This window comes from Methylomonas sp. MgM2, from assembly GCF_054172045.1.
In genome coordinates this window covers 15,873-38,091 of record NZ_JBSYXO010000007.1, presented here as the reverse complement: position 1 = coordinate 38,091, position 22,219 = coordinate 15,873, and the positions used below count along the sequence as shown (strand labels likewise).

The following is a 22,219-nucleotide window of genomic DNA, read 5'->3' as shown; positions in this document are numbered from 1 at the left end:
TTTAATGCTTAACGAGTGTTTCCGGATTATTCGATGAAATATTATTCTTCGCGGCCATCTGCAGCAGATTGATGGGCGCTGGAATACTTTGGCCCGTACGACGCGCTTTGAATCCGGGCGCGTCTCACCGATTTGTTTCGCTAATTCACCTAACAATAGTATGGTAAAGTCTGCCCGAGCCTTACAGGGGCAATGTTTGTTCCGATAGAAACCGGCTTTTTTCAAAAAACGATTTGCGTAAGAGGTAATAGGTCGATGGCAGAGAAATTAATTGCAGTAGCGGTGGGCAACGACGGAAATATTGCGCCCCACGCCGGAAGGGCGTTGAAGTGGATGGTTTACGTCGTAAACGGTGAATCGGATGCGGGCCTGGCATGGACGCTGGATTTAACGGATATCGGTTGCTTGCATGAATGGCATGTACGCGGCGACGGAAACCGCCACCCTTTACATTATGTTGACGTTGCCATTGCCGGGTCGGCCGGTGAGGGCGTGGTACGCCGGTTGGCGGAGAGAAGCACGGAACTCGCTACGACTGCCGAGGTTTGTCCGCTTAAAGCCGTAGAATCCTACCTGGCCGGAAAACTGGCCGAAGGTTTGCCGCATGATGAACAACAATGTCTAAAGGGGCATCATTAATATCCGGAACGCGAAAAATTGCAGCCTTGCGCCGGGCCGGATGGTAGAAGCTTGGGATTTGGCCGAAAACAACTTCCCGTTTTGCCGGTGCGAACCCCTGGGGCATACCGAATGAGGAACGCCGTGAACCCTTCCATGGGGGCTTGACGGCAGCGTCCTTGCCGCCGACATCCTCACTCGCTACGTCCCCAGTGACTATTGCGATATCGGGAAGTTATTTTGGACGATATCCTTAGGTTGCGCCCGGCGGAACGGACGTCGAAAGACGCCGCATGCCTTTTTGCCGACGGATATGCGCGGGCCGATCAGCCGACTGACTTTTGCATGCCGATTAATCCGGCAAGCTTGATTCAGCCTTATCCGTAACGTCTACAGCTTGTTAAACGACTTGACAAACGCTCGAATTACAATCTAGTCTCAGTTGACATCCCCCAGCTTAGGAGTACGTCATGCGATTCTCATCAATCAGCCTATTGGCCGTCGCTTTGATTGGATTCTCGATTCGCGATATTCACGCGGTTAGCGTCGCGCAGCGGGCCGGCAACCAATACCGAACCGCCGCGAACAACCAAGAATTCACGCTGGACAAAAGCAATGTCAACCGCGACCGTTTCGGTCTGCTCCGAACATATGACTTCAATGCAAAAGTCGAGACCCAGCCATTGGTGCTGGAAAACGGCGCCGGTTCGGACGATCTGGTGATCGTAACGACGATGAAAAACGAGGTCATCGGAATCAATGCGCGTACCAACGCCACCGTTTATAACGTCAAATTAGGTCCCGAAGTCAGTTCCCAGGACATGGATATCTGGAAGCACACGCCGACTTGGGGCATTTCGGCCACGCCGATTATCGATACGGCAACGAATACTTTGTTCGTCGCGGCATGGCTTAGAAAAGACGCCGCAGACAACCGGTTTCGCGACTATTGGATATTCGCGCTCGATCCGAAAACGGGTTCGCAAAAATCCTCGCCCGTGCGAATTTACGGACAATCGCAGGAGGGGAATGGTTGCTGGTTTAACGACGCCGATGCGGTGTATTGGCAAAACGGCCAAAAGCGCCAATATGTCTACCCCAAATTGAGGGCGGGATTGGCGCTGACCGATAACCACGGGCTCGTGCTGGCTTTTGCCGCGAATGCCGAAAGTAATCTAGGCGGGCGGAAAAACCCGCACGGCATGGTTGTAGCCTACGATACCCGTGGATTGCTGGGGCAAGCCGGGTTTTCTAAAGAACCGGGCGTATTCTGCGCGACTTCTTTCAACCATTGGGGCGCCGGCATATGGCACGCGGGCGGCGCGCCGGCCACCGAGGACGATATGATTTACGTCGCCACCTCCAACGGTACTTCCAATAACGGTAGCGTCGATCTTGCGGAAAGCATGGTCAAACTACGCTTTACGCCGAGCTCCTCCGGTTCGCGGCCTTTATTGGAAAAAGTGGATTTCTATAAAGCGTTTCTTGACGAGCGTACATCGGGAAGCGGTTGTCTTTGGGGGGATAATCATTCCGAAGTGTCCTGCGGCCGGGCGGCTGTGAACAAGGCGGGCGCGGATTGGGATTTCGGTTCCGCCGGCCCTTTATTGGTGCCGGGATCCAGTCTGTTGCTGCAAGGTACCAAAGACGGCATCGTGTACTCGCTCGACAAATTCCGTCTGGGAGGCAACGACCGGTTTAACGCACTATTGTCCAAACCGCCGTTGGTGGCGTCCTATTATGGCGGCGATACCTCGGAAAATTGGGATCGCGTTCAACATTTGAACCGGAGCCTGCCTTGTCCTTCCACGCAGAGCGCAGATCACGACTGGTTCATCCCATGCGGCGACCCTCAATTTAACAAAATGCATCATATCCATGCGCTATCGTTTGCCCAGCGGGACCAGTTAGGCGGCATACTCTATGTATGGGGTGAAAACTCGACGCTTAAGTCCTATAATTTTTCGGCATTAGGCGGAACTTTGCCCACGTTTCGAGCCGAGGGTTCGGAACTGGCTTCGCTGAATACTCAATCTCCCGGCGGTATGCCCGGAGGCCTGTTGATGCTCTCCAGCAAGCCGTCGACCAAGAGCGCTTTTCCGCACGCGGTCGATTTCGGTTCGGCTATTTTGTGGGCGGTTTATCCTAAATACGGAGACGTTAATAAAGGATTTGCCGAGGGTGAGCTGATTGCTTATGACGCCACCACTATCTTTCCCGGCAATAAAATGAAGGTTTTATTCCGCACCGGAGACGATACGCACGGAGGCTTGGGGACTATGTCAAAAATGATTCCGCCCGTGGTTGCGAACGGCAGAGTCTATGTGATGATTTACCGGGTCGGAAATGTGGACAATTGTACTGTTCCGGATAATCAGTTGAAGGTTTGCAGTCAGCTTAAGATTTACGGCTTGAAATAAGCGAACGAGGGTAAATTCGACACAAGGAAGGGGCGGACCGTACTCGGCCGCACTAGGTTTAGGGAAGGACGCATGGCCCGACGGGGAAGGTTCCGTGAACATACTACTTCAACCGGCTTTTCCATTCGGCGGAAGCCGGTCAGTTGGTTTACTAGCGTTTGAATTGCCCGACCAACTCGTTCAGCCGCGATGCCAGCCTGATTAAATCGCTGCTGGCGGCATTGGTGAGTTCGGCATCTTGGGCGGTACGGTCGGTTAATTGGCTGATATTGCCGACGCTTTGACTGACATGCTGCGCGACTTGGTTTTGATTGTCCGCGACTTCGGCCATTTGCGCATTTAATTGACGAATATGCGTTACGCGATCCGCGATTAGACTCAAACCTTCGTCCGCGCTTTGCACCTGCGAACGGCGCTGCTCGGCGCTGTGTTTGGCGGCATCCATTACGGTGACCGCGTCTTTGGCTTCCGTTTGTAATTGCGCGATGATGTTTTCGATTTCTTCCGTGGCCTGATGCGAACGCTTGGCCAGCGTCCTCACCTCATCGGCGACCACGGCGAAGCCTCGGCCTTGCTCGCCGGCGCGCGCCGCCTCGATGGCGGCGTTCAGCGCCAACAAATTCGTTTGTTCGGCTAATCCCTTGATTACATCCAGAACGGAGCCGACGCCTTTGCTTTTTCCGTCCAGACGTTTGATGACCTCGGACGCGCGTTCGATTTCATTGACCAGTTCGTAAATGCCGTCTATCGCATTTTTTGTGGTGGCGGCTCCTGTCGTTGCCTGTTGGTCGGCTTCAATCGACGCCGTCGAAGCTTCGTTCGCACCGCTGCGCACATTGCTTACGCTCGATTCCAATTCGCTGATGGCGCGCAAGACCGATTCGGTTTCCTGTCGCTGCAGTTTGGCCGCCTCGGTGGTTTGCTGTGCAACTTTGGAAATTTTCGCGGTCGCGTTGCCTAGTTCCCGGCTGGTTTCGGAAACTTGGCCCAGGTTGGTCGAAAAGTTTTGCAGCATGGCGTTGAAGGATTCGCAAAGATGGCCGATTTCGTCGTTCGATTGAATTTTTAGGCGTTGGCGCAAATCCGCATTTTGACTGATCAGATTCATGGTGGTGCGAATTTCGCCGAGCGGATTGACGACAATTTTACGCATCAAGACGGTGATCAATACCATCGCAATAACGAACAAGACGAAGGCAATGCCGCTGGCACTAATTAAGTCTCGGTTGATTTTTTGGTGCAGGTTGCTCAAGGAATAGGAAATACGGACAGCGCCTAGAACCGTACCCTCCGCTACCGCATGGCAGCTCAGGCAATTGGTGCCCTTAAAGTTACTACTGGCGACTATCGGTTCCAAGATGGTAATGCTATCGCCATCGGCGGCGTTTTCGATGACGGATTCGCCTGCGAGCGCTTTTTTATCAAGTGCGTCGCTCGCTTGCTGTTCCTGGGAGCCGATTCCGAACGCCTCGTTGATTTTGTCGCCTCGAATCAAGCGCACCCGAATCACATCGTCATGCGATTCGATTTTCTCGCGTAAAAACCGGCCTTGCGCCATGGAGCCGGTCAGCATCATCGCATTCAAGCCGTCGAAATAACTGTTGGCGATATCGCGGGCTTTATCGGTGGCGAGCGTTTGTACCATCTGTTTTTGCCGTTCAGCCATAAACAGCATACTAACCGAGGACAACAGCAGAAATACGCTCGCAATACTGATTAGAATTTTCGTTTGGATGGAGACGACACTATTCATGACTGTTCCTTAGGTTGACGAGAGAGATGCCCCAATAAATTTTGAATGCAAAAATGTCGAAATCAATCTCTTAAGACGGCGTTACGGCGATCACTCTGTTTGCGCAGGCCGCCCAGAATCCACATCTGATACATCGAGACGATCCACATGAAAGCGAAAGAAATACCCAGGCCGAAACCGGCGATAATCACCAGCCAGGCAAAATGCGGATTTAATTTGGTTAGCCACCAAGAGGCGATGTCGATCAGTAAAAACAAATAAGGCATGATGATGGCGGGGTACTTGTATTTGCACGGCACGTCGGTACTGAAACTGAAAATAAGCCCGACAAACATGAAAATAAAGCTGATGCCGAACAAGTGGATATGCGAAAGTCGCGTCAGCGATTGGAATGTTTCGCCTTCGTCCGATTCGGAAACCTTTTTCAGATGTTCGAATTTGGAAAAATCGGGTATCGAGCCGGCCGCGGCGTTGTGGCAGGACACGCAGTTTTTGTCGACGATTGCCTTGATGCTCGATTCATATTCCTGTTCCGGAGCGCCGTCCCGCACCCATTGGATGAGTTTGAAGCGGTCCTGTTCAGGGGCGTTGAATTTCATCGATCCGTTGAGTTTGGATTCCAAAACCGATCCGGAGCGATCGCCGTAATAACTGTAAACAATGTCGTCCAACGACAATCCGAACTGGCCGTCGGCCATGCCGTGCGTGAATAATATTTGAATCAAGGCCATGATATAGCCTGCGGCAATGGTCACCAGATAACCGGTGAACAATAGCTTGATACAGGTGCCGAAGCTGATCAGATTAGCGCCTTTATAGGCATATTTAACAGGAATACTGGATTCTTCAGACATGCAAACTCCAAAATTGAGCTCGGAAACAGGGTTCCTTCCGGAACGAATGCCGATCAGCTCGTATACATAAAGACAAATCCGGCAGACCCGGTTTTCCGCCTGCCGGATTGTTATCGGACGTTATGCTTAATTCCTGAAATTTTGATAGTAAAGCCCAAGCTCTTCGATTTCTTGTTCGCTCAGTTCTTTTGCTATCAATCGCATCCGGCTATAGACATCGTTATGTCGTTCGCCCGACTTAAACGCTTTCAGGGTAGCCGTAGTATAGCTGGCGTTTTGGCCGGATAATGCCGGCATGTCCAAGTCTTGGCCTTTTCCGTTAGCGGCGTGGCAAACTTCGCAAGGCGGCAATATCCGATTGCGGTCGCCGTCTTTTACCATTCTTTCCGCTTGTTCGTAAACCATAGGGCTGCGAGACTGAAAAGCCGGCGACCGGGAGCCATACCAAGCCGCCAGGTCGGCCGCGTCTTGCTCGCTCAAGCCTTTAGCGAAACCGGCCATCATAGGATCTTGGCGCTTGTCGTTTTTATAGTCCATTAACTGCTTATACAGATAAGTCGGTAATTGGCCGGCCAGGGAGGGATAATTCATCGACGTGCTGATGCCGTTTTCGCCGTGGCAGCCGGCGCAACTCGCCGCCAATTGGCGGCCTTTCAGCGGGTCGCCCGCCTTGACGAAATTGATCAGTTCAGGCGTCCAGGCGACTTCGGACGAAGGCGCGGCCGAAGCCGCCATCGGTATGATGACGAGAGCGGATAGAATGATTTTTCTCATGATCAGACCCCCCAACTGCCTGAACCAAAGGTTTCAATCAGGAAAAACTGCAGAACCGGGTAACCGAAGGCGATCAGCATGAACACCGCGATGACGATATTCCACAAGCTAAAGCCATTAAGGTATCGCGGTAAATCCTTGACCGCGTGTATCGGTTCAGCATATTCGACTTCGCCCTGATAGCTCTCTGTGCCGACCTGGGTTTGATACAGGTTGTAAACCAGCAAGGCGGAGGAAACCAGCAGGATCGTTCCGCCCAACATCATCGTGACTTCGTAAGGTTCCCAGGATATCACCAGCAGATTGTTGTAATTCACGCTGTCTATCCGGCGCGGTTGGCCTAACAGTCCCAGAATGTGCCAGGGCGTGGTCAGAATGATCATGCCGATGAACCAGCTCCATAACTGAGCGACAGCCATCTCTTTGCTGAATAAGGGTTTACCCGTCAATATCGGCCAGAAATAATAGGCGATGGCAAAATACATGATGACTGTCGTGCCGCCGAAGATCAGGTGAAAATGGCCGGACACCCAAGCCGTGTTGTGCACCATGGCGTTCATCGCGTAGCTGGCGTTGACCAAGCCGCCGAAGCCGCCGAAAATCAGCATCAGCAGGCCCAGTATCAACGCCAACACCATGGGATTGTTCCACGGCAGCGCGGCTATCCAGCCGAATAGTCCTTTGCCGCCGTTTAAGCGCCCTGCGATCTCCAGCGACGCAATCACGGTGAAGCCGGTCAAAAAGGTGGGCAAGGTGACGATGAAGGTGCCGACACCGTGCAGAATTTTCCAGCCGTGGCCTTGCTCGGGGTCCATGTACAAATGATGAAAACCGATCGGCAAGCTGAACACGACCAGCAGGATAAAGGCGACGCGGGCCATTTCGTCGCTGAATAAATAACCGCCGGCTTGTTTGGGTACCAGACAGTAGAACGCGGTATAGGTCGGAATCAGCCAGAAATAGACGATAGGGTGCAAAGTCCAGGCGAACAGGGTGCGCGCCAGTCCGGAGTCTATCGTGTCTATCCAGCCTAATGCCCAGGGAATCAGCTGGAATAGAACTTCAGCCGCCACGCCGGCGCTGGTCCACAGCCATAAAATCGCGTTGGCCGTGGTCGCGAACATGGCCAACGGGACCGCTTGCCCCGGATTGGCTTTTTTCCACTGCATGTACATGACGATCATCGACACGCACCAGAACCACGAGCCGACCACCAGCAAGGCGGCTCCGATATACAGCAAGGGGTGAGCTTGCAACGGCGGATAAAAGGTATACAAAACCGAGGCGGCCCCGCTCAATAACGGCAAGGCGGCCAACACTACGCCCGTCAAGGCTACGCCGAAACCGACCCAGGCGAAGCTTCCGTTCCATACCGGCAATTTCAGCGTCGTGGTCGCGACATAATAGCCGAAACCCATGATGAAGAAAGTGGTCAATACGAAACCCATCAGTACCCCGTGGGTACTGACCGAAGCGTAATAAACTTCCCGGGATTCCAAAAATCCGAAAAATCCGCTACGTTCGATGACTTGATAAACCCCCATGACGGCGGCTAGTCCGAATGCGCCGAACGCCACCCAAAGATGGGCTAGCGCCAATTTTTTCTCTGCTGCGTTATCCATGGTTCGCTCCCCCGGTTTGATTCATGGCATCCCATTGCTCTTTGCTGACGATGGTGATATTGCTCCACATATGGGCATGGCCCATGCCGCAATATTCGTTGCACAATAAAGGATATTCGCCCGTATGATGCAATGCGGTTTTAACTTGAGCCACGTAACCCGGTACGATCATGGTACTCATGTTGGTCATCGGTATATGAACGCCGTGAAGCACGTCCAGGCTGACCCAACGGAACGTAATGTTCGTTTTCGCCGGCAAAGTCAGGGTCTTCGGATAAAAGCCGTAACGGCCGGCCACCATCCGGACCGTAACGCTGCCGTCGGGGTTGCGTTGAACGCCAAGATTTTCTTCGGCGAACTCCTTGGACAGATGCAAGCGGGCCGAGTCCACCGTCTCTACGTTGCTGGGCGCATGGATTCCGTGAAACAGGGCCGATGCCAGGATTACCACCACGAAAAGGCCGGCCATGCCCAAAGAAATGCCGGCCCATTTTCTTTCGAGTTCGTCTATATGCATGATGCCCTCCTAGCCGATATGGCCGCGGGGTAAAAATACGCCGTAATACATTAACAGCCAAGCGATGGCCATGCCGCCGCCGACGATCAACATCAAGACCCAGGTGCCGACCGGCGAGCTTTCAAGGATTTTCTTGCGTTCTTCTTCGGTTAGTTGGTCCATTATTGTCCTCTTGTATGCGTTGAATGAAGGAAGAAACTTGCAATGGTTGGCTGAACTAATTTTTATTTTGCCGTTCTTACCGACGACTTGGCCGCTGATTGCTAAGATGAATAATACATGCAACAATTGAGTTGTCCAAAAATAAATTTCAATGTTTTTAAGTGCTTGTGGTCAAATTTTATAGCTAATTATATTTGGCCGTGTCTGTTTGCAAGGCCAAGAAAGGTTTCGGTTTTTGGTGCCGCATTTTTAGCAAATCAGATTGAATACCGGAAATCGAAAGCGGACGATTTCGTAGGCAACCATTAGCGCTACCCTCAGAATAAACTATAGGATTCTTTCGCATAAATTAAAGGACAAAGTGATTCATCGCTTAGCCATGTAGGAGAGACAATGAAACCAATTCTTCCGAGTTTTTCAGAGTCCCGAAAGACGAATCGGCTGCAAAGCTTGGGAAGCGCGTACATGGTGTTTGGCGTTGGATTACTGTTGACCCTGAGTTTGTGGGATTGGTCGGAACGTGTCTACGACCGCAATGCCCAGGCTTACTTTGATTTCCGCGTAGGGCAATTGCTTGAGAACATCGAAATGCGCCTAAAAGTTTACGAACAAGTGCTGCATGGGGCGCGTGGTTTATTTGCCGCATCTACGTCGGTAGAACGAGACGAATTTTTTCAATACGTTAGTTCGTTACATCTGGATAAGCGGTATCCAGGCATACAAGGTGTCGGATTCTCGCTAATCGTGCCAAAGGAAAACGTTGAGAGCCATGCCGAAGCGATACGAAAAAAAGGATTTTCGAACTACCGGATCTATCCGCCTGGCGATAGAGATGTCTACACGTCTATCATTTATCTTGAACCTTTCGCCAATCGCAATTTGGTCGCTTTCGGCTACGACATGTTTTCCGATCCGGTACGCCGTCAGGCCATGGTTTATGCCCGGGATAACGATACCGTCGGCATTTCCGGAAAGGTGACTTTGGTGCAGGAAACCAATGAGGATATTCAGGCCGGTTTTTTAATGTATCTGCCGGTTTACCGGAATGGCCAACCACACAACACTGTTGAGGACCGCAGAGCGAATATCGTGGGTTGGGTGTATGCTCCGTTTCGGGTTAGGGACTTTATGGTTGGAATAGGCGGCGAGCGGGCGGGCGATCTGCATCTTACGATTTACGACGGCGATCAAGTCTCCGAGCAAGCCTTGATGTACAGCGACCGGCCGAAACAAGCGCCGAATCACAGGATCAGCACTACACGAGAATTACAAATGGGCGGGCATTCGTGGACGCTGGTGATAGACAGCAAGTCGGGGCTAAAAAATTGGCTTAACCATAACCAGCCGTTGACTATCCTGATAAGCGGGATGATTGTAAGTATTTTTTTGGCCTTATTGGTCCGGGAGTTTATTTCGCGCGGACAGGCGTTGGCGGTTGCGGCCGAAGCCAATCGGGAATTGCAGGAAAGTGAAGCACGCTTTCGCTTAATGGCGGATTCGGCGCCCGTGTTGATCTGGATGACGGATGCGAGTCAATCGGCGATATGGCTCAACAAACATTGGCTGGATTTTACCGGACGCGACTTGCACCAAGAAATAGGCGATGGTTGGTTGGAATCGGTGTATCCCTCGCATGCGGAGTTAGTCAAAAAATTGCTCGATTGGCATTTTGGCGTGCGCAAACCTTTCAGCGTGGAATACAGGCTCAGGCGGCATGATGGGGAGTATCGTTGGATCGTTAATAGCGGTGTGCCTCGCCTCGACGAAAACGGAAAATTTATCGGATTTGTCGGGTCGTGCATCGACATTACCAAACACAAAGAAATGGAGGAAGAACTTTGGGAGCTTGCAACGACCGACGGCTTGACCGGATTTCTGAATAGACGCCATTTTCTAGTGCGCTTAGAGGAAGAGTTCGACCGTATGCAACGCAAGCCGGAGGCAGGTTCATCGGTGCTTATGTTGGATCTGGACCATTTCAAGCGTATCAACGACAGTTACGGTCATGCAACGGGCGATGCGGTTCTGCAGCATTTTGCCGCCGTGATTAGGAGCCAGCAACGTAAGATCGATGTGGTCGGACGCGTAGGGGGCGAAGAATTTGCCATTATCTTGCCGGATACCGATGTCTGCGAGGCGCGCGTGTTTGCCGAACGTCTGCGCAAATCAATCGAGGATAGGCCGCTGAAACAATGCGACGCGACGATCAATATCACGGTTTCGATCGGAGTCGCTTCACTCAGCGCCAAGAGCACAAGTCCCGACAGTATTCTGCGTAATGCGGACCATGCGCTTTATGACGCCAAGGAAAATGGCCGCAACCAGGTGGTATTGTTTTCTGCGGAGGACTGCTAGTAGGAAGCTCGGCAGGCAGACGGTTCGTCTGATTCGAAACGGCCGTCCGCCGAATATAACGGCATTGCTACCAGACTGATCTTGATATAATGGCGGGTTTTCTATTTCATCGGATTATGGGCGATGGACATTCAACATTACATGCAGCAATTGGGCAGGCAAGCCAGACAAGCGGGTCGCGAGATCAGCAAAGCCGATAGCGGCCGGAAGAACTCGGCGTTGCTAAAAATTGCAGAGGCTATTCTTGCAGGCGATGCGGAATTGGCCGGCGAAAATCGGAAAGATTTGCAGGCCGCCAGAGAGAATGGTTTGGATTCGGCCTCGTTGGACAGACTGGAATTAACCCCGGCCCGCATCGAGGCGATGGTGGAAGGGCTGAAACAGGTCGCGGCGTTACCCGACCCGGTGGGAGAAATCACCGATTTGAGTTATCGTCCCAGCGGCATTCAGGTCGGACAAATGCGGGTGCCTTTGGGTGTGATCGGCATTATTTACGAGTCGCGTCCCAATGTCACCGTCGATGCCGCCGCCCTGTGCTTGAAGGCCGGCAACGCCTGTATTCTGCGCGGAGGCTCCGAGTCGATCCATTCCAATCGGGCGATTGCGGCTTGCATCGCTAAAGGTTTGGCCGAGGCCGGCCTGCCGGAAACGGCCGTGCAAGTAGTGGAAACCACCGACAGATCGGCGGTGGGCGAATTGATTACGATGAAGGAACACGTCGACGTGATCGTGCCGCGCGGAGGTAAAAGTCTGATCGAACGTATCAGCGCCGAGGCGACCATACCCGTCATTAAACACCTGGACGGAATCTGCCACGTCTATATCGACGGTAAGGCGGATGCGGACAAAGCCGTGGCGATCGCGCTGAACGCGAAAACCCACCGTTACGGCGTATGCAACGCCATGGAGACCTTGTTGGTGGCCGACAGTATCGCGCCTGCCGTGTTACCGATTTTGGCGGATAAGTACGCCGAAAAAGGCGTGGAACTACGGGGTTGCCTGAAGACCTGTTCATTGGTCAAAAACGCGGTGCGTGCGATCGATGCGGATTGGCACACGGAATATCTGGCGCCGATACTTTCTATCAAGATCGTCGCCGGGATCGACGAGGCCATAGCCCATATCAATCAATACGGCTCCGCTCATACCGATAGCATCGTCACCGAAGACTACACTTTAGCCCGGCGCTTCTTGCGCGAAGTGGATTCCAGCTCGGTGATGGTCAATGCCTCCACCCGATTCGCCGACGGATTCGAATACGGTTTGGGCGCGGAAATCGGCATCAGCACGGATAAGTTGCACGCCAGGGGGCCGGTCGGCTTGCAGGGATTGACTTCATTGAAATACATCGTGCTGGGCGATGGTCATATACGCCAATAATGATAGGCATTTACGGCGGCACTTTTAATCCGGTGCATTACGGGCATTTGCGCACCGCGTTAGAAGTCAAAGAGCTGTTCGGTCTCGAACAATTGCGGCTGGTCCCATGCCGTTTACCACCTCATCGCAGCGAACCGGATGTGGCCGGCGAAATGCGTCTGGCCATGTTGAATCTGGCGATCGCCGATACACCCGGCCTAATCGCCGACCGCCGCGAACTGGATAGGGAAGGGCCGTCATACACAGTCGATACCCTGGCGGCTTTGCGAGCGGAATATCCCGAGAAAGGCTTGCTGCTATTCATCGGCACCGACGCGTTTTCCGGATTGGAGCGCTGGCATTGTTGGCGCCGGCTATTCGACTACGCCCATGTCGTGGTGATCACGCGGCCCGCTTGTAAGATGCCTATCATGTCGGAGTTTTTGCGCCGGCGGCTGTGCGAAGATCGGCGGCAATTACAGCAAATAAAATCCGGCCGGCTGTTTTTTCAAGCGGTTACCGCATTGGATATTTCGGCAACGGCCATACGCGAGTTGATCGCTTCGGGGCGTAATCCACAATTCTTATTACCGGATGCCGTTTTGGCCTACATTCGGCAACATCAACTTTATCTTTTTTCAAATTAGGGCATTGAATGCAAGCAGAACAATTACTGAAACTGGTCGAAAACGTGCTGGATGAGCGCAAGGCTCTCCATATCAAAGTGCTGGATGTACGTCGCAAAAGCAGCATCACAGACTATATGGTGGTTGCCACGGCGACATCGTCGCGCCATGCCCGATCCCTCTGCGAGCACGTAATCGAGAAAGTCAAAGAAAACGGTATGCATCCTTTAGGCGTAGAAGGCCAGCCCGGTTCGGACTGGGTGCTGTTGGATTTAGGTGACGTGGTTGTGCACCTAATGACCGGCCATGCGCGCGAGTTTTATCAATTGGAAAAATTGTGGTCGGTTGACGGGGAAAAATCCGATTGAAGAACCGGACCCGCTTCCGAAGAGCGGTGTCTTCCGGCTGAATTCGCAAGCCGGTGGCCGCGACAACGACACCCGTGTACCTTAAACGGCAAGTTTAACCGCCTAAAATTCGCAATCCGGTCGGGGTCTGAATATGGGCGGCCAGGTAGGGTTCTCGGCCGGGAGCAAGGGCGGAGATGTCGAAACGGTCTTCAAAACCGATAAATTTTAATATCGTAAGTACTTGATTCGGCTCTGGATAAAACCCTTCGAGCTTGACTAGCGCACATCCGCTTTCCGGTAACAAGGTTGCGGGATGAACGGAGTCGGGCCATTGAATAAGTGTCGGAACAATGCCTTTTAAAGGCAGGCTGCCGTCTTCGGGTATGGTAATCAACCAATTCAATGGGCCGCGGCTCATGGATTCGATTTTCCCCAAAGGCATGGGCGAGACGGTTGTTGCCATCTTCACGTCATTTGTACGAGCAACCCAAGTCGCTAATCGTATCGACTGGGAATAATCGATCCGGTCGAGCTGAAACCAGCGCGGATGTCTTGGCTTAAGCGCGTCCGGATCGACCGCAATGACTTCGAGATAAAGCTTTTCCCCTAATTTTAGCAAGCAATTATGCGTGCCCATGCGCGGGTGCTTGCCTCCTGTTTGTAAGCGAACGCCGAGTGTTTGCTCGACGAATTCTACGCCGGCCTGCAGCGACGCAGCGGTAATAACGATGTGATCAAGGTATGAATGAAGCATGAAAGCCGTCTGTCTGAAAAAGAGAGCCTAATTTTTATTATATAGCCCGCATTGATCGGCTGGCGTAATTCCAGTTTATCCGTCGGTTTTACCGATTATTTAAGGCTAAAATGCAAAAATAACAATAATCAAAACAAGGAAGTCGTGACAATAAAGAGGGTGCGGAAGTGGATAACATGGTCAAAAACAGTCTGTTTTTTCTATTTCTTGGTTTACTGGCGCTAGGCTTTTGGTTTAGCCCGGACTTCAAGACCATAGCCGCAGGCATTGCGATTTTCTTGTTCGGCATGCTGGCCTTGCAAAAGGGCTTTAAGTTTTTTACCGGCGGCACGCTGGAAACTATACTACGCGCGGCTACCGATAACGTGTTCAAGCGCCTGTTGTTCGGCATCGTCACTACCACGCTGGTGCAATCCAGTTCTTTATTGTCGGTTTTGGTGATCTCTTTCATCAGCGCCGGTTTGCTCGATCTGGCCGCCGGCATAGGCGTCGTTTACGGGGCGAATCTGGGCACCACGACCGGTGCTTGGCTGGTGGCGGCTTTCGGCCTCAACGTCAATATCGCCGGCTACGCGATGCCCATGTTGGTGTTCGGCGTATTGTTGCAGTTGGCCAAGCAAAAGCGCCTGATTGGCATCGCCCATATCCTTTTGGGCTTGGGCTTTTTGTTTCTCGGCATTCAATACATGAAGGACGGTTTCGATACCTTCAAGGAACATATCGATCTGAGCCAATACGCGATGACCGGCATGCGCGGTTTGTTGACTTACGTACTGGTCGGGATCGTAGTCACCGTCATCATTCAAGCCAGCGGCGCGACCATGGTGTTGATCATTACCGCCTTGGCCGCGCACCAAATCAGTTACGAAAACGCATTGGCCTTGGCCATCGGCTCCAATGTCGGAACCACGATAACCGCGGTGATCGGCGCCTTGGGTGCCGATATCCGCGGTAAGCGTTTGGCGGGGGCGCATGTACTGTTCAACGTGTTTACCGGGGCATTGGCCATCGCGTTCTTGCACCAGTTCGTTTGGCTGGTCGACTACCTATGCCGTCGGCTAGGCATTGCCGACACGGATTACACGCTGAAATTGGCGATGTTCCATTCCGTGTTCAACACCGCCGGCATCCTGATCATGTTGCCTCTGTGCAACCCGATGGCAAGGTTTTTGGAGAAAGTCATGCAGGAGAGAAGGCCGGCGGTGGAAATGCCGCGGTATTTGACTGCCTCGGCCTTGCAATTTCCCGACACCGCGGTCGAATCGGTGCTGCAAGAAACCCGGCATCTGTACGAGAATGCGACCCATATCATTTTGCGCGCGATAGGTTTGCACCGGCGCGACGTCTATTCCGACCAGGATCTGAATCAGGTCATCGACCGATACAAACAAATCAGGGATTACGATATCGACGATGCTTACGAACGCAACGTCAAAGGCTTGTATAGCGCGATCATCGAATTCATCAGCCAAGCCAGATTTACCTGGGAGGTCAAGCAATCCGGGCGTTTGCATTGGTTGCGCGAGGCGAATTTGAAACTGGTGGAGGCGGTCAAAGGCGTCAAGCATCTGCAAAAAAACCTGCTGAAACACAGCCGGTCTTATAACCGGCACTTGGCCAGCGAATACCACCGCATCCGCTATCAGGTGGCCATGGTGATCAGAGAGCTGGAGAAGATCAAGGGCGTCGAAGTAGTTAACGAATTGCCGCTGCTGTCCTTGGATACGCTGAAGGCGAGAGTCAAAGAGCAGTGCGGGGCCGCGAACGAAACCATTGAAAATCTGATACGCGAGCATAAAATTAGCGCGGAAGCAGGGACATCGTTGTTAAATGACAACGCCTATGTTCACGACATTCAAAGCAATCTTCTTCGCATGGCTGAGACAGTGTTCATTAACCATGCAACGGCTTCGGTTAAAGCCGAAAAAGAATTAGCCTTGACCGATCATGAACTACTTGAAGTTATTCAGTCCAAACCGGCGGTAAATCATGAACAAAATTAAGCTATTGGGTCGATTGCAGGATTTTTTCAACGCCGACGAAAAGGAAAGAAAGAAAAAAGCGCGGGAGATTGCGGATGTCATCGAAAAGCTTAAGGAGAAAGCGCGCAATATCAATGAAATGCTGGACGAATGCCGGGATGAAGAGATGACAAAAGCCTTGCGGTTAGAGGTCAATATCATCAACGCCCAGATCGAAAAAGGTCTGTCGGTACTGAAAAACGCAGAGGAGAGTGAAAGTCGTTAACGGAAGGCCGGTTCACAGCCAGAGCGCGCCGCAATCAGCAAGAAATTAGCCGAGGAAACCTAACCGGGGAATCGCCGCTAGCAAATTCAGGCTGTGTATTCGATTCGGACCTGGTAGAGACCGATACGCGTTAGTCGATAGCGAGAATGGGCTGCCGGATTAAGCCGGCGTGTCATCCGACACCGGTTGAAGCGGTCTGTGTCCCCGTGCAAAACTCATTGCAGCCGGTTTTCCAAACAAACCGCGACTCCATCAAGCGGCATTTTCCGATATCGGTAATCGCTCGTAACGGAACTGTAATAAATCGCCGTTATTTTAGAACAATTTTGTACGCGGAACAGCTCGACTAGTTAGATTCTCTATGACGTCATCCAACAAAATATTTATCGCTCTGGGGTTTGGAATCCTAACGGGGCTTTTTTTCGGTGAAATGACCAGCTTTCTGCAGATCCCGGCGGATATTTATGTATTGCTGTTGCAGATGACCGTGTTGCCCTATATCACGGTCTCGTTGATTGCCGGTTTTGGCCGATTGACTTACTCGGACGCGAAAATGCTGGCCTTAAAGGGCGGCAGTGTTTTATTACTGCTTTGGTCGCTGGCGTTTGCCTTTTTATTTGTTATCCCGCTGGCCTTTCCCGATTGGCAATCCGCTTCTTTTTTCAGCACCGCGATGTTGGAAGAGCGAAAACAGGTGGACTATTTGGAAGTTTTTATTCCTTCCAATCCCTTTAATTCGATGTCGCGTAACTTTGTGCCGGCGGTCGTCATATTCAGTATTTGTATCGGTGTCGCCCTGATAGGCATTAAAGAAAAAGATCAGCTGATCAATGCTTTCTCGATTCTGAAGGAAGCTTTGACCCGAGTCACCGACTTTATGGTCAGCCTGATGCCGATCGGCGTTTTTCTGATTTCGGCCAGTGCCGCAGGAACCATGCATATAGACGAACTGGAAAGGCTACAGGTCTTTATGATTTTGTTTATCTTGGCCACATTGCTTTTCACTTTCTGGATTTTGCCGGGGCTGGTAGCGGCACTGACCACGATCAAATATCGCGACATCATCGGAATCAGCAAAGACGCACTGGTGACCGCGTTTATGACCGCCACTTTATTAGTGGTATTGCCTTTACTGGTAGAAAACGCCAAAGCATTAATCAATCGCTATCATTTGGGAACCGATCATTCCGACGCGGTAGTGGATGCCGCCATCCCGACCTCGTTCAACTTTCCCCAAACCGGCAAACTTTTGTCGATGAGTTTCGTACTGTTTGCCGCTTGGTTTAGCGGACACGCATTGGCCGTATCGGATTACCCCTTGCTAATGGTTTCCGGTCTGGCCAGTTTCTTCGGCAGTCTGACGGTAGCCGTGCCTTTTTTGCTCGATTTGTTTCATATTCCGGCTGATATGTTTCAGCTCTTCCTGGTTTCAAGTATCGTAAACTCCCGCTTCGGTACCCTGATTGCCGCCATGCATACACTGGTGCTCGGTATTTTGGTGACTTGCGCCGTAACCGGTCATTTGCGCTTTAAGCCGTTCGAAATTTTCAGATTCATTCTGATCACGCTAGTGTTGACCGTCATTACGATAGGCGGAGCGGCAAGCTACTTTAAGTACGGATTAACGAATACCTATACAAAAAATCATGTGCTTGAAGGGATGCATCTGATGCACAAATCCGTTGACGCCATGGTGTATAAAACCGCGCCGGAACATTTGCCTCAAGACGATCCCGGTTTACCGAAGCTTGCCGCGATTCGAAAGCGAAATTACCTTCGAGTCTGTTATCTGAATGATAATTTACCGTATGCCTTTTTTAACAAGCGGGACGAATTAGTCGGTTTAGATGTGGAAATGGCGCATCTTTTTGCCAAAGAGCTTGGGGTAAATCTGCGGTTTATGCCGCTAAAACGCGATGAATTGGCGGAAGGACTGGACTCTGACTATTGCGATATCGTCATGTCGGGATTGGTCGAAACCATCCGTCGGGTCGAACGTATGAACTTTTCGCGTTCGTATCTAAGCGAAACCGTTGCATTTGTGGTCAAGGATCACTTTCGCGATAACGTCGCGAGCGCCGAAGCGAGAGCCAAGCTTCAAACCGTCAGAATAGCGGATTTCACTGACGGAAATCCCGATTATGTTACTACGGCGCAACAATATTTTCCGCAGGCCGAATTCGTGCCAATCAAGTCGATTGATGAATTTTTTACCGATAGGCAGGACAGGTTCGATGCCATTCTGAGCTCGGCCGAGCGCGGGTCGGCTTGGAGTCTGCTCTACCCCGACTTTTGCGTTGCCCTGCCTCGACCGAAGCTATTAAGGATGCCTTTGGCTTATGCCGTTTCCTACAAATATCCGGAATTCGCCAACCTAATCAGTTCCTGGGTGGAGCTGAAAAAAAATGACGGGACCATAGACGCTTTGTACGATTATTGGGTGTTGGGTAAAGATGCGGTTCCGGCGAAACCGCGCTGGTCGATTTTACGCGATGTCCTGAATTGGAAAAAAGACGGATAGATATTCCCTGATACTCTCGTAGACTTTTGGGCGCGCCTAAAAAAACTTCAACCAGGCATTCCCTTTCCCGAAGGCTTGCCGCAAAAGCCTAATGCAGACTGAGCGGAGCACAGCCAATCGTGCCTGTGGGCAACCCCCGGAACGGCAAACATTGAGCGGCCGTTAAGCCATAGCTAAAGCGATTGTCTTTAGACTTTTGGCATCCGATCTAGTTTTTCAACGACTTTGTCGCCGAATTCCTGGGTGTTGATCATCGTGACGCCGCTACCCGGTTTGGAAAGATCGGCGGTTGAATAGCCGTCGCCAAACACGCCTTGCATCGCCGTCCAGACGTTCTTGGCTTCCTGCTGCATGTCGAAGCTGTTTTCCAGCATCATCGCCACCGAGCCTATCATCGAATAGGGGTTGGCGATATTCTTGCCGGCGATGTCCGGCGCCGAACCGTGCGACGGTTCGTAATAGGCTTTTTCCGGGCCTATGCATGCCGATGGCATCAAGCCCAAAGAGCCCAAGATGCCGCCGCCTTGGTCGCTCAAGATGTCGCCGAACATATTTTCCATCACCATCACGTCGAACTGGGTCGGTTTTAGGCACAACGCGGTTGCCGCGGCGTCGACCAAGTAATTGACGACCTCGACGTCGGGATATTCCCTAGCGACTTCTTCCATGACTTCGTTCCACAACACGCTGGATTTCAGCACGTTGCTTTTATGAATGTTGTGCAGCAGTTTCCGGCGTTTTTGCGCCAGCTTGAAGGCCTCGTGCATGATGCGGCGGATTTGCTCCTCGTCGTATTCCAAGGTTTCGCGCACGTAACGCAGGCCCTTGTCGTTGACGCCCATTTCCTTGTGGCCGAAATACAGGCCGCCGACCAGTTCGCGCACCATGATCAGGTCGATGCCGTCGCCGATGATTTCCGGTTTCAGCGGCGAAAAATGCGCCAGTGACTTCGGCAGATACACCGGGCGGAAGTTGGCATAAGTGTTATAGCGGCGGCGTAGCGGCAGCAGCGCGCCGCGTTCCGGCTGTTTGTCGACCGGAATCTTCTTGGATTCCTCATGGCTCAAACCGATGGTGCCTTTCAGAATCGCATCGGCCTGGTCGCAGATGGCTATGGTCGATTGCGGGAAGGCGTCGCCGGTTTCGAAATAGGCGCAAGCGCCGAACAGGGCCGGCATCAGCTCGAATTCGACGTCGTTGCGCTCTTCGATGACTTTCAGAACCTTGATCGCTTCCGCGGTGATTTCAGGGCCGATGCCGTCGCCGGCCAAGATTGCGATTTTATAGTGTTTCATGTTGTTGGATGTGGTTGTATGAAAGAAAAAGGTAGGTTGGGTTAGGCGTAAGCCGTAACCCGACGACCTTCAATGTCGGGTTACGCTACGCTTTTATGGCCAAAGGGTAAACCCAAGCTATTTACTTGGAATGGTTCGCCATCTCATGCAGTTGAATGTTGATCAACTTAATCGTCGCGAAAATGCCGGCGAACACCTGGTTGACATGGACGCCGCGAGTTTTGCGCAGCTCGTTGCCGCAGTCCCAGGTAATCACGCTTTCCGTCAGCGCGCTGGCATGGCCGCCTTTCGGAATGCGAATTTCGTAGTCGGCCAGTTCCGGCAGCGCGTAATCGTATTTTTTCAAAACCTTGCTGATCGCATCGATAAAGGCATCGAAACCGCCGTTGCCGGTGCCGGTCGCCTGGTGGTTCTGGCCTTTGATTTCGACGCGCAGGCTCACGGTCGATTGCAAATCCAGGCCGCTGTTCAACGAGCAGTTCAGCAGTTTGATGTGCTGGTAATCCTTGCTTTCCAGCACGTCGGCGATGATGAAGGGCAAATCGTCGGTGGTGATGGTTTGTTTGGAATCGCCCAGCGCCACAATGCGGGCCAGCACCTTTTTTTGGTCTTCTTCCGACAGCTCGACTTCCAGGCGTTCCAGGTTTTTTTTCAGCGAGGCTTTGCCGCTCATCTTGCCCAGCGCATAACTGCGGGTGCGGGAAAAACGTTCCGGGCCGAGTTTGGTTTTATATAAACCGGCTTTCTGGTCGCCGTCGGCATGAATGCCGGCGGTTTGCGTGAATACGTCGGCGCCGACGATGGGCGCATTGTCGGCGATGCGCTTACCGGAGAAGTTCTCCACCATGTTGCTGATGCGCACCAGATGACTCTCGTCGATCGCCAGTTCGACCTGCATTTTGTCGCGCAGCACCACGGCCACTTCGGCCAGCGACGCATTGCCGGCGCGCTCCCCCAGGCAATTGATGGTGCAGTGCACCGCGCTGACGCCGGCCCGCACCGCGGCCATCACGTTGGCGGTGGCCAAACCGTAATCGTTGTGCGGGTGAAAATCGAATTGCAGGGTAGGGTAGCGGCCGCACATGTCGCTGAAACTGGCGAACACTTCGTCGGGCGACATCACGCCCAAAGTATCCGGCAGCATGAAATGCTCGATGGGTGCGTCTTTCAATTTATCCATGAATCCGTAGACATAATCGCGGCTATCCTTGTAGCCGTTGGACCAGTCTTCCAGATAAATATTGATCTTCAGGCCTTGTCCGTGCGCGTAGGCGATGGTCTGCAACACGTCGGCGCAGTGCTGTTCCACGGTCTTGCCGAGTTGTTCGCGGCAATGTTTCTCGCTGCCCTTGGCCAGTAAGTTAATGACTTGTCCCCCGGTGGATTTGATCCAATCAACGCTGCGGGTGTGGTCGACGAAACCCAGCACCTCGACCCGGTCGCCCATGCCTTCTTGCCGGGCCCATTGATTGATATTGCCGACGGCTTCCTTTTCGCCTTCCGAAACCCGGGCCGACGCGACTTCGATACGATCCACCCGCAGATTCTGCAGCAAAGCCTTGGCGATGCTGACTTTCTCCATCGGGGTAAAAGCCACGCCCTGAGTCTGTTCGCCGTCCCTTAGCGTGGTATCCATCAGTTGGATTCGTCTTGAATTTAACGACATGATTTTTGCCTGTGTGTTTCGTGTGATCAACGCAAAGGCCACTCAAAATATCAGGCCTTACGCACGCATCATTCGGTTTATTAAATACTCGAAGGCAAGATCAGGCCTTGCGCAACCCCCTATTTTCGCCCAAATGAACAGTGATTGGCAATTTGCGGTTTTTATTTGCCACGGCAGCTTCATTATGGGGGAGGCTCGCGCTTCGTTCTGCTGCGGTAGCGAGTGCGGGAAGGAATGCTCGTGTGGTTGGCGCTCGCGATTAACCATTACCTGTCTGCCGGTTTGATTATCCGGCTTGTCGAATTCAAATTGTGCAGCAACATAAG

Annotated in this window: 18 protein-coding genes; 9 read left to right on the top strand and 9 right to left on the bottom strand. The window is 52.3% G+C overall.

Annotated features, from left to right (window positions below):
* Positions 1 to 255 precede the first annotated feature (255 nt).
* Together ACW73I_RS07605 and ACW73I_RS07600 are read left to right on the top strand one after the other, a co-directional pair.
* Entirely contained in the window at positions 256 to 639 is a 384-nt protein-coding gene (locus ACW73I_RS07605; RefSeq protein ID WP_458028641.1) for a NifB/NifX family molybdenum-iron cluster-binding protein, read from the top strand.
* 449 nt (positions 640 to 1,088) lie between these two features.
* The gene (locus tag ACW73I_RS07600) at positions 1,089 to 3,038 is read left to right on the top strand and encodes a hypothetical protein (protein WP_458028640.1); all 1,950 of its coding nucleotides are present in this window, start codon (positions 1,089 to 1,091) and stop codon (positions 3,036 to 3,038) included.
* Positions 3,039 to 3,189: 151 nt separating this feature from the next.
* On the opposite strand, the gene ACW73I_RS07595 is transcribed toward ACW73I_RS07600, so the two are convergent.
* The 6 genes from ACW73I_RS07595 to ACW73I_RS07570 all read right to left on the bottom strand — a co-directional run bounded on the left by ACW73I_RS07595 (position 3,190) and on the right by ACW73I_RS07570 (position 8,720).
* Entirely contained in the window at positions 3,190 to 4,791 is a 1,602-nt protein-coding gene (locus ACW73I_RS07595; RefSeq protein ID WP_458028639.1) for a methyl-accepting chemotaxis protein, read from the bottom strand.
* A 62-nt stretch (positions 4,792 to 4,853) separates the two neighbouring features.
* Positions 4,854 to 5,645, bottom strand: coding sequence for an elongation factor-1 alpha (locus tag ACW73I_RS07590; RefSeq protein WP_458028638.1), 792 nt, complete (start codon positions 5,643 to 5,645; stop codon positions 4,854 to 4,856).
* 126 nt (positions 5,646 to 5,771) lie between these two features.
* Entirely contained in the window at positions 5,772 to 6,419 is a 648-nt protein-coding gene (locus tag ACW73I_RS07585) for a c-type cytochrome (RefSeq protein WP_458028637.1), read from the bottom strand.
* Positions 6,420 to 6,421: 2 nt separating this feature from the next.
* Complete coding sequence (locus ACW73I_RS07580) at positions 6,422 to 8,041, bottom strand: b(o/a)3-type cytochrome-c oxidase subunit 1 (RefSeq protein ID WP_458028636.1); 1,620 nt, start codon at positions 8,039 to 8,041, stop codon at positions 6,422 to 6,424.
* Positions 8,034 to 8,558: a cytochrome C oxidase subunit II gene (locus tag ACW73I_RS07575; protein WP_458028635.1), complete on the bottom strand. Its 525-nt coding sequence runs from the start codon at positions 8,556 to 8,558 to the stop codon at positions 8,034 to 8,036. Before ACW73I_RS07575 ends, ACW73I_RS07580 begins: the two co-directional genes overlap by 8 nt.
* 9 nt (positions 8,559 to 8,567) lie before the next feature.
* On the bottom strand, positions 8,568 to 8,720 hold the full coding sequence (locus tag ACW73I_RS07570; protein WP_458028634.1) for a hypothetical protein: 153 nt from the start codon (positions 8,718 to 8,720) through the stop codon (positions 8,568 to 8,570).
* A gap of 393 nt (positions 8,721 to 9,113) precedes the next feature.
* Here ACW73I_RS07570 and ACW73I_RS07565 point away from each other — a divergent pair, with 393 nt between their 5' ends.
* The 4 genes from ACW73I_RS07565 to rsfS all read left to right on the top strand — a co-directional run bounded on the left by ACW73I_RS07565 (position 9,114) and on the right by rsfS (position 13,428).
* Entirely contained in the window at positions 9,114 to 11,075 is a 1,962-nt protein-coding gene (locus ACW73I_RS07565) for a CHASE domain-containing protein (protein ID WP_458028633.1), read from the top strand.
* Positions 11,076 to 11,198: 123 nt separating this feature from the next.
* A complete protein-coding gene (locus ACW73I_RS07560) occupies positions 11,199 to 12,455 on the top strand; it encodes a glutamate-5-semialdehyde dehydrogenase (RefSeq protein ID WP_458028632.1) in 1,257 nt (418 codons plus the stop codon).
* Complete coding sequence (gene nadD, locus ACW73I_RS07555; protein ID WP_458028631.1) at positions 12,455 to 13,081, top strand: nicotinate-nucleotide adenylyltransferase; 627 nt, start codon at positions 12,455 to 12,457, stop codon at positions 13,079 to 13,081. Before ACW73I_RS07560 ends, nadD begins: the two co-directional genes overlap by 1 nt.
* A gap of 8 nt (positions 13,082 to 13,089) precedes the next feature.
* Positions 13,090 to 13,428, top strand: coding sequence for a ribosome silencing factor (gene rsfS / locus ACW73I_RS07550; RefSeq protein WP_458028630.1), 339 nt, complete (start codon positions 13,090 to 13,092; stop codon positions 13,426 to 13,428).
* Between the two features lie 94 nt (positions 13,429 to 13,522).
* Here rsfS and ACW73I_RS07545 read toward each other — a convergent pair whose 3' ends face one another.
* Positions 13,523 to 14,164 carry a VOC family protein gene (locus tag ACW73I_RS07545; protein ID WP_458028629.1) on the bottom strand — a complete coding sequence of 214 codons (642 nt, stop codon included), beginning with the start codon at positions 14,162 to 14,164 and terminating at the stop codon, positions 13,523 to 13,525.
* Between the two features lie 176 nt (positions 14,165 to 14,340).
* On the opposite strand from ACW73I_RS07545, the gene ACW73I_RS07540 reads away from it, so the two are divergent.
* The 3 genes from ACW73I_RS07540 (at position 14,341) to ACW73I_RS07530 (ending at position 18,932) form a co-directional block, all read left to right on the top strand.
* A complete protein-coding gene (locus ACW73I_RS07540; RefSeq protein ID WP_458028628.1) occupies positions 14,341 to 16,167 on the top strand; it encodes a Na/Pi cotransporter family protein in 1,827 nt (608 codons plus the stop codon).
* A complete protein-coding gene (locus tag ACW73I_RS07535) occupies positions 16,154 to 16,411 on the top strand; it encodes a hypothetical protein (RefSeq protein ID WP_458028627.1) in 258 nt (85 codons plus the stop codon). The genes ACW73I_RS07540 and ACW73I_RS07535 overlap by 14 nt, the downstream gene beginning before the upstream one ends.
* A 361-nt stretch (positions 16,412 to 16,772) precedes the next feature.
* Positions 16,773 to 18,932 carry a cation:dicarboxylate symporter family transporter gene (locus tag ACW73I_RS07530; protein WP_458028626.1) on the top strand — a complete coding sequence of 720 codons (2,160 nt, stop codon included), beginning with the start codon at positions 16,773 to 16,775 and terminating at the stop codon, positions 18,930 to 18,932.
* A gap of 188 nt (positions 18,933 to 19,120) precedes the next feature.
* Here the strand turns inward: ACW73I_RS07530 and leuB are convergent, their stop codons facing one another.
* Positions 19,121 to 20,227, bottom strand: a complete 1,107-nt coding sequence (gene leuB, locus ACW73I_RS07525; protein WP_458028625.1) for a 3-isopropylmalate dehydrogenase — start codon at positions 20,225 to 20,227, stop codon at positions 19,121 to 19,123.
* Between the two features lie 121 nt (positions 20,228 to 20,348).
* A complete protein-coding gene (locus tag ACW73I_RS07520) occupies positions 20,349 to 21,893 on the bottom strand; it encodes an alpha-isopropylmalate synthase regulatory domain-containing protein (protein WP_458028624.1) in 1,545 nt (514 codons plus the stop codon).
* Between the last annotated feature and the right edge of the window lie 326 nt (positions 21,894 to 22,219).

Coding starts and splice junctions, on each gene's coding strand:
- ACW73I_RS07605 (WP_458028641.1), top strand. CDS start 256: ATGGCAGAGAAATTAATTGCAGTAGCGGTGGGCAACGACGGAAATATT.
- ACW73I_RS07600 (WP_458028640.1), top strand. CDS start 1,089: ATGCGATTCTCATCAATCAGCCTATTGGCCGTCGCTTTGATTGGATTC.
- ACW73I_RS07595 (WP_458028639.1), bottom strand. CDS start 4,791: ATGAATAGTGTCGTCTCCATCCAAACGAAAATTCTAATCAGTATTGCG.
- ACW73I_RS07590 (WP_458028638.1), bottom strand. CDS start 5,645: ATGTCTGAAGAATCCAGTATTCCTGTTAAATATGCCTATAAAGGCGCT.
- ACW73I_RS07585 (WP_458028637.1), bottom strand. CDS start 6,419: ATGAGAAAAATCATTCTATCCGCTCTCGTCATCATACCGATGGCGGCT.
- ACW73I_RS07580 (WP_458028636.1), bottom strand. CDS start 8,041: ATGGATAACGCAGCAGAGAAAAAATTGGCGCTAGCCCATCTTTGGGTG.
- ACW73I_RS07575 (WP_458028635.1), bottom strand. CDS start 8,558: ATGCATATAGACGAACTCGAAAGAAAATGGGCCGGCATTTCTTTGGGC.
- ACW73I_RS07570 (WP_458028634.1), bottom strand. CDS start 8,720: ATGGACCAACTAACCGAAGAAGAACGCAAGAAAATCCTTGAAAGCTCG.
- ACW73I_RS07565 (WP_458028633.1), top strand. CDS start 9,114: ATGAAACCAATTCTTCCGAGTTTTTCAGAGTCCCGAAAGACGAATCGG.
- ACW73I_RS07560 (WP_458028632.1), top strand. CDS start 11,199: ATGGACATTCAACATTACATGCAGCAATTGGGCAGGCAAGCCAGACAA.
- nadD (WP_458028631.1), top strand. CDS start 12,455: ATGATAGGCATTTACGGCGGCACTTTTAATCCGGTGCATTACGGGCAT.
- rsfS (WP_458028630.1), top strand. CDS start 13,090: ATGCAAGCAGAACAATTACTGAAACTGGTCGAAAACGTGCTGGATGAG.
- ACW73I_RS07545 (WP_458028629.1), bottom strand. CDS start 14,164: ATGCTTCATTCATACCTTGATCACATCGTTATTACCGCTGCGTCGCTG.
- ACW73I_RS07540 (WP_458028628.1), top strand. CDS start 14,341: ATGGTCAAAAACAGTCTGTTTTTTCTATTTCTTGGTTTACTGGCGCTA.
- ACW73I_RS07535 (WP_458028627.1), top strand. CDS start 16,154: ATGAACAAAATTAAGCTATTGGGTCGATTGCAGGATTTTTTCAACGCC.
- ACW73I_RS07530 (WP_458028626.1), top strand. CDS start 16,773: ATGACGTCATCCAACAAAATATTTATCGCTCTGGGGTTTGGAATCCTA.
- leuB (WP_458028625.1), bottom strand. CDS start 20,227: ATGAAACACTATAAAATCGCAATCTTGGCCGGCGACGGCATCGGCCCT.
- ACW73I_RS07520 (WP_458028624.1), bottom strand. CDS start 21,893: ATGTCGTTAAATTCAAGACGAATCCAACTGATGGATACCACGCTAAGG.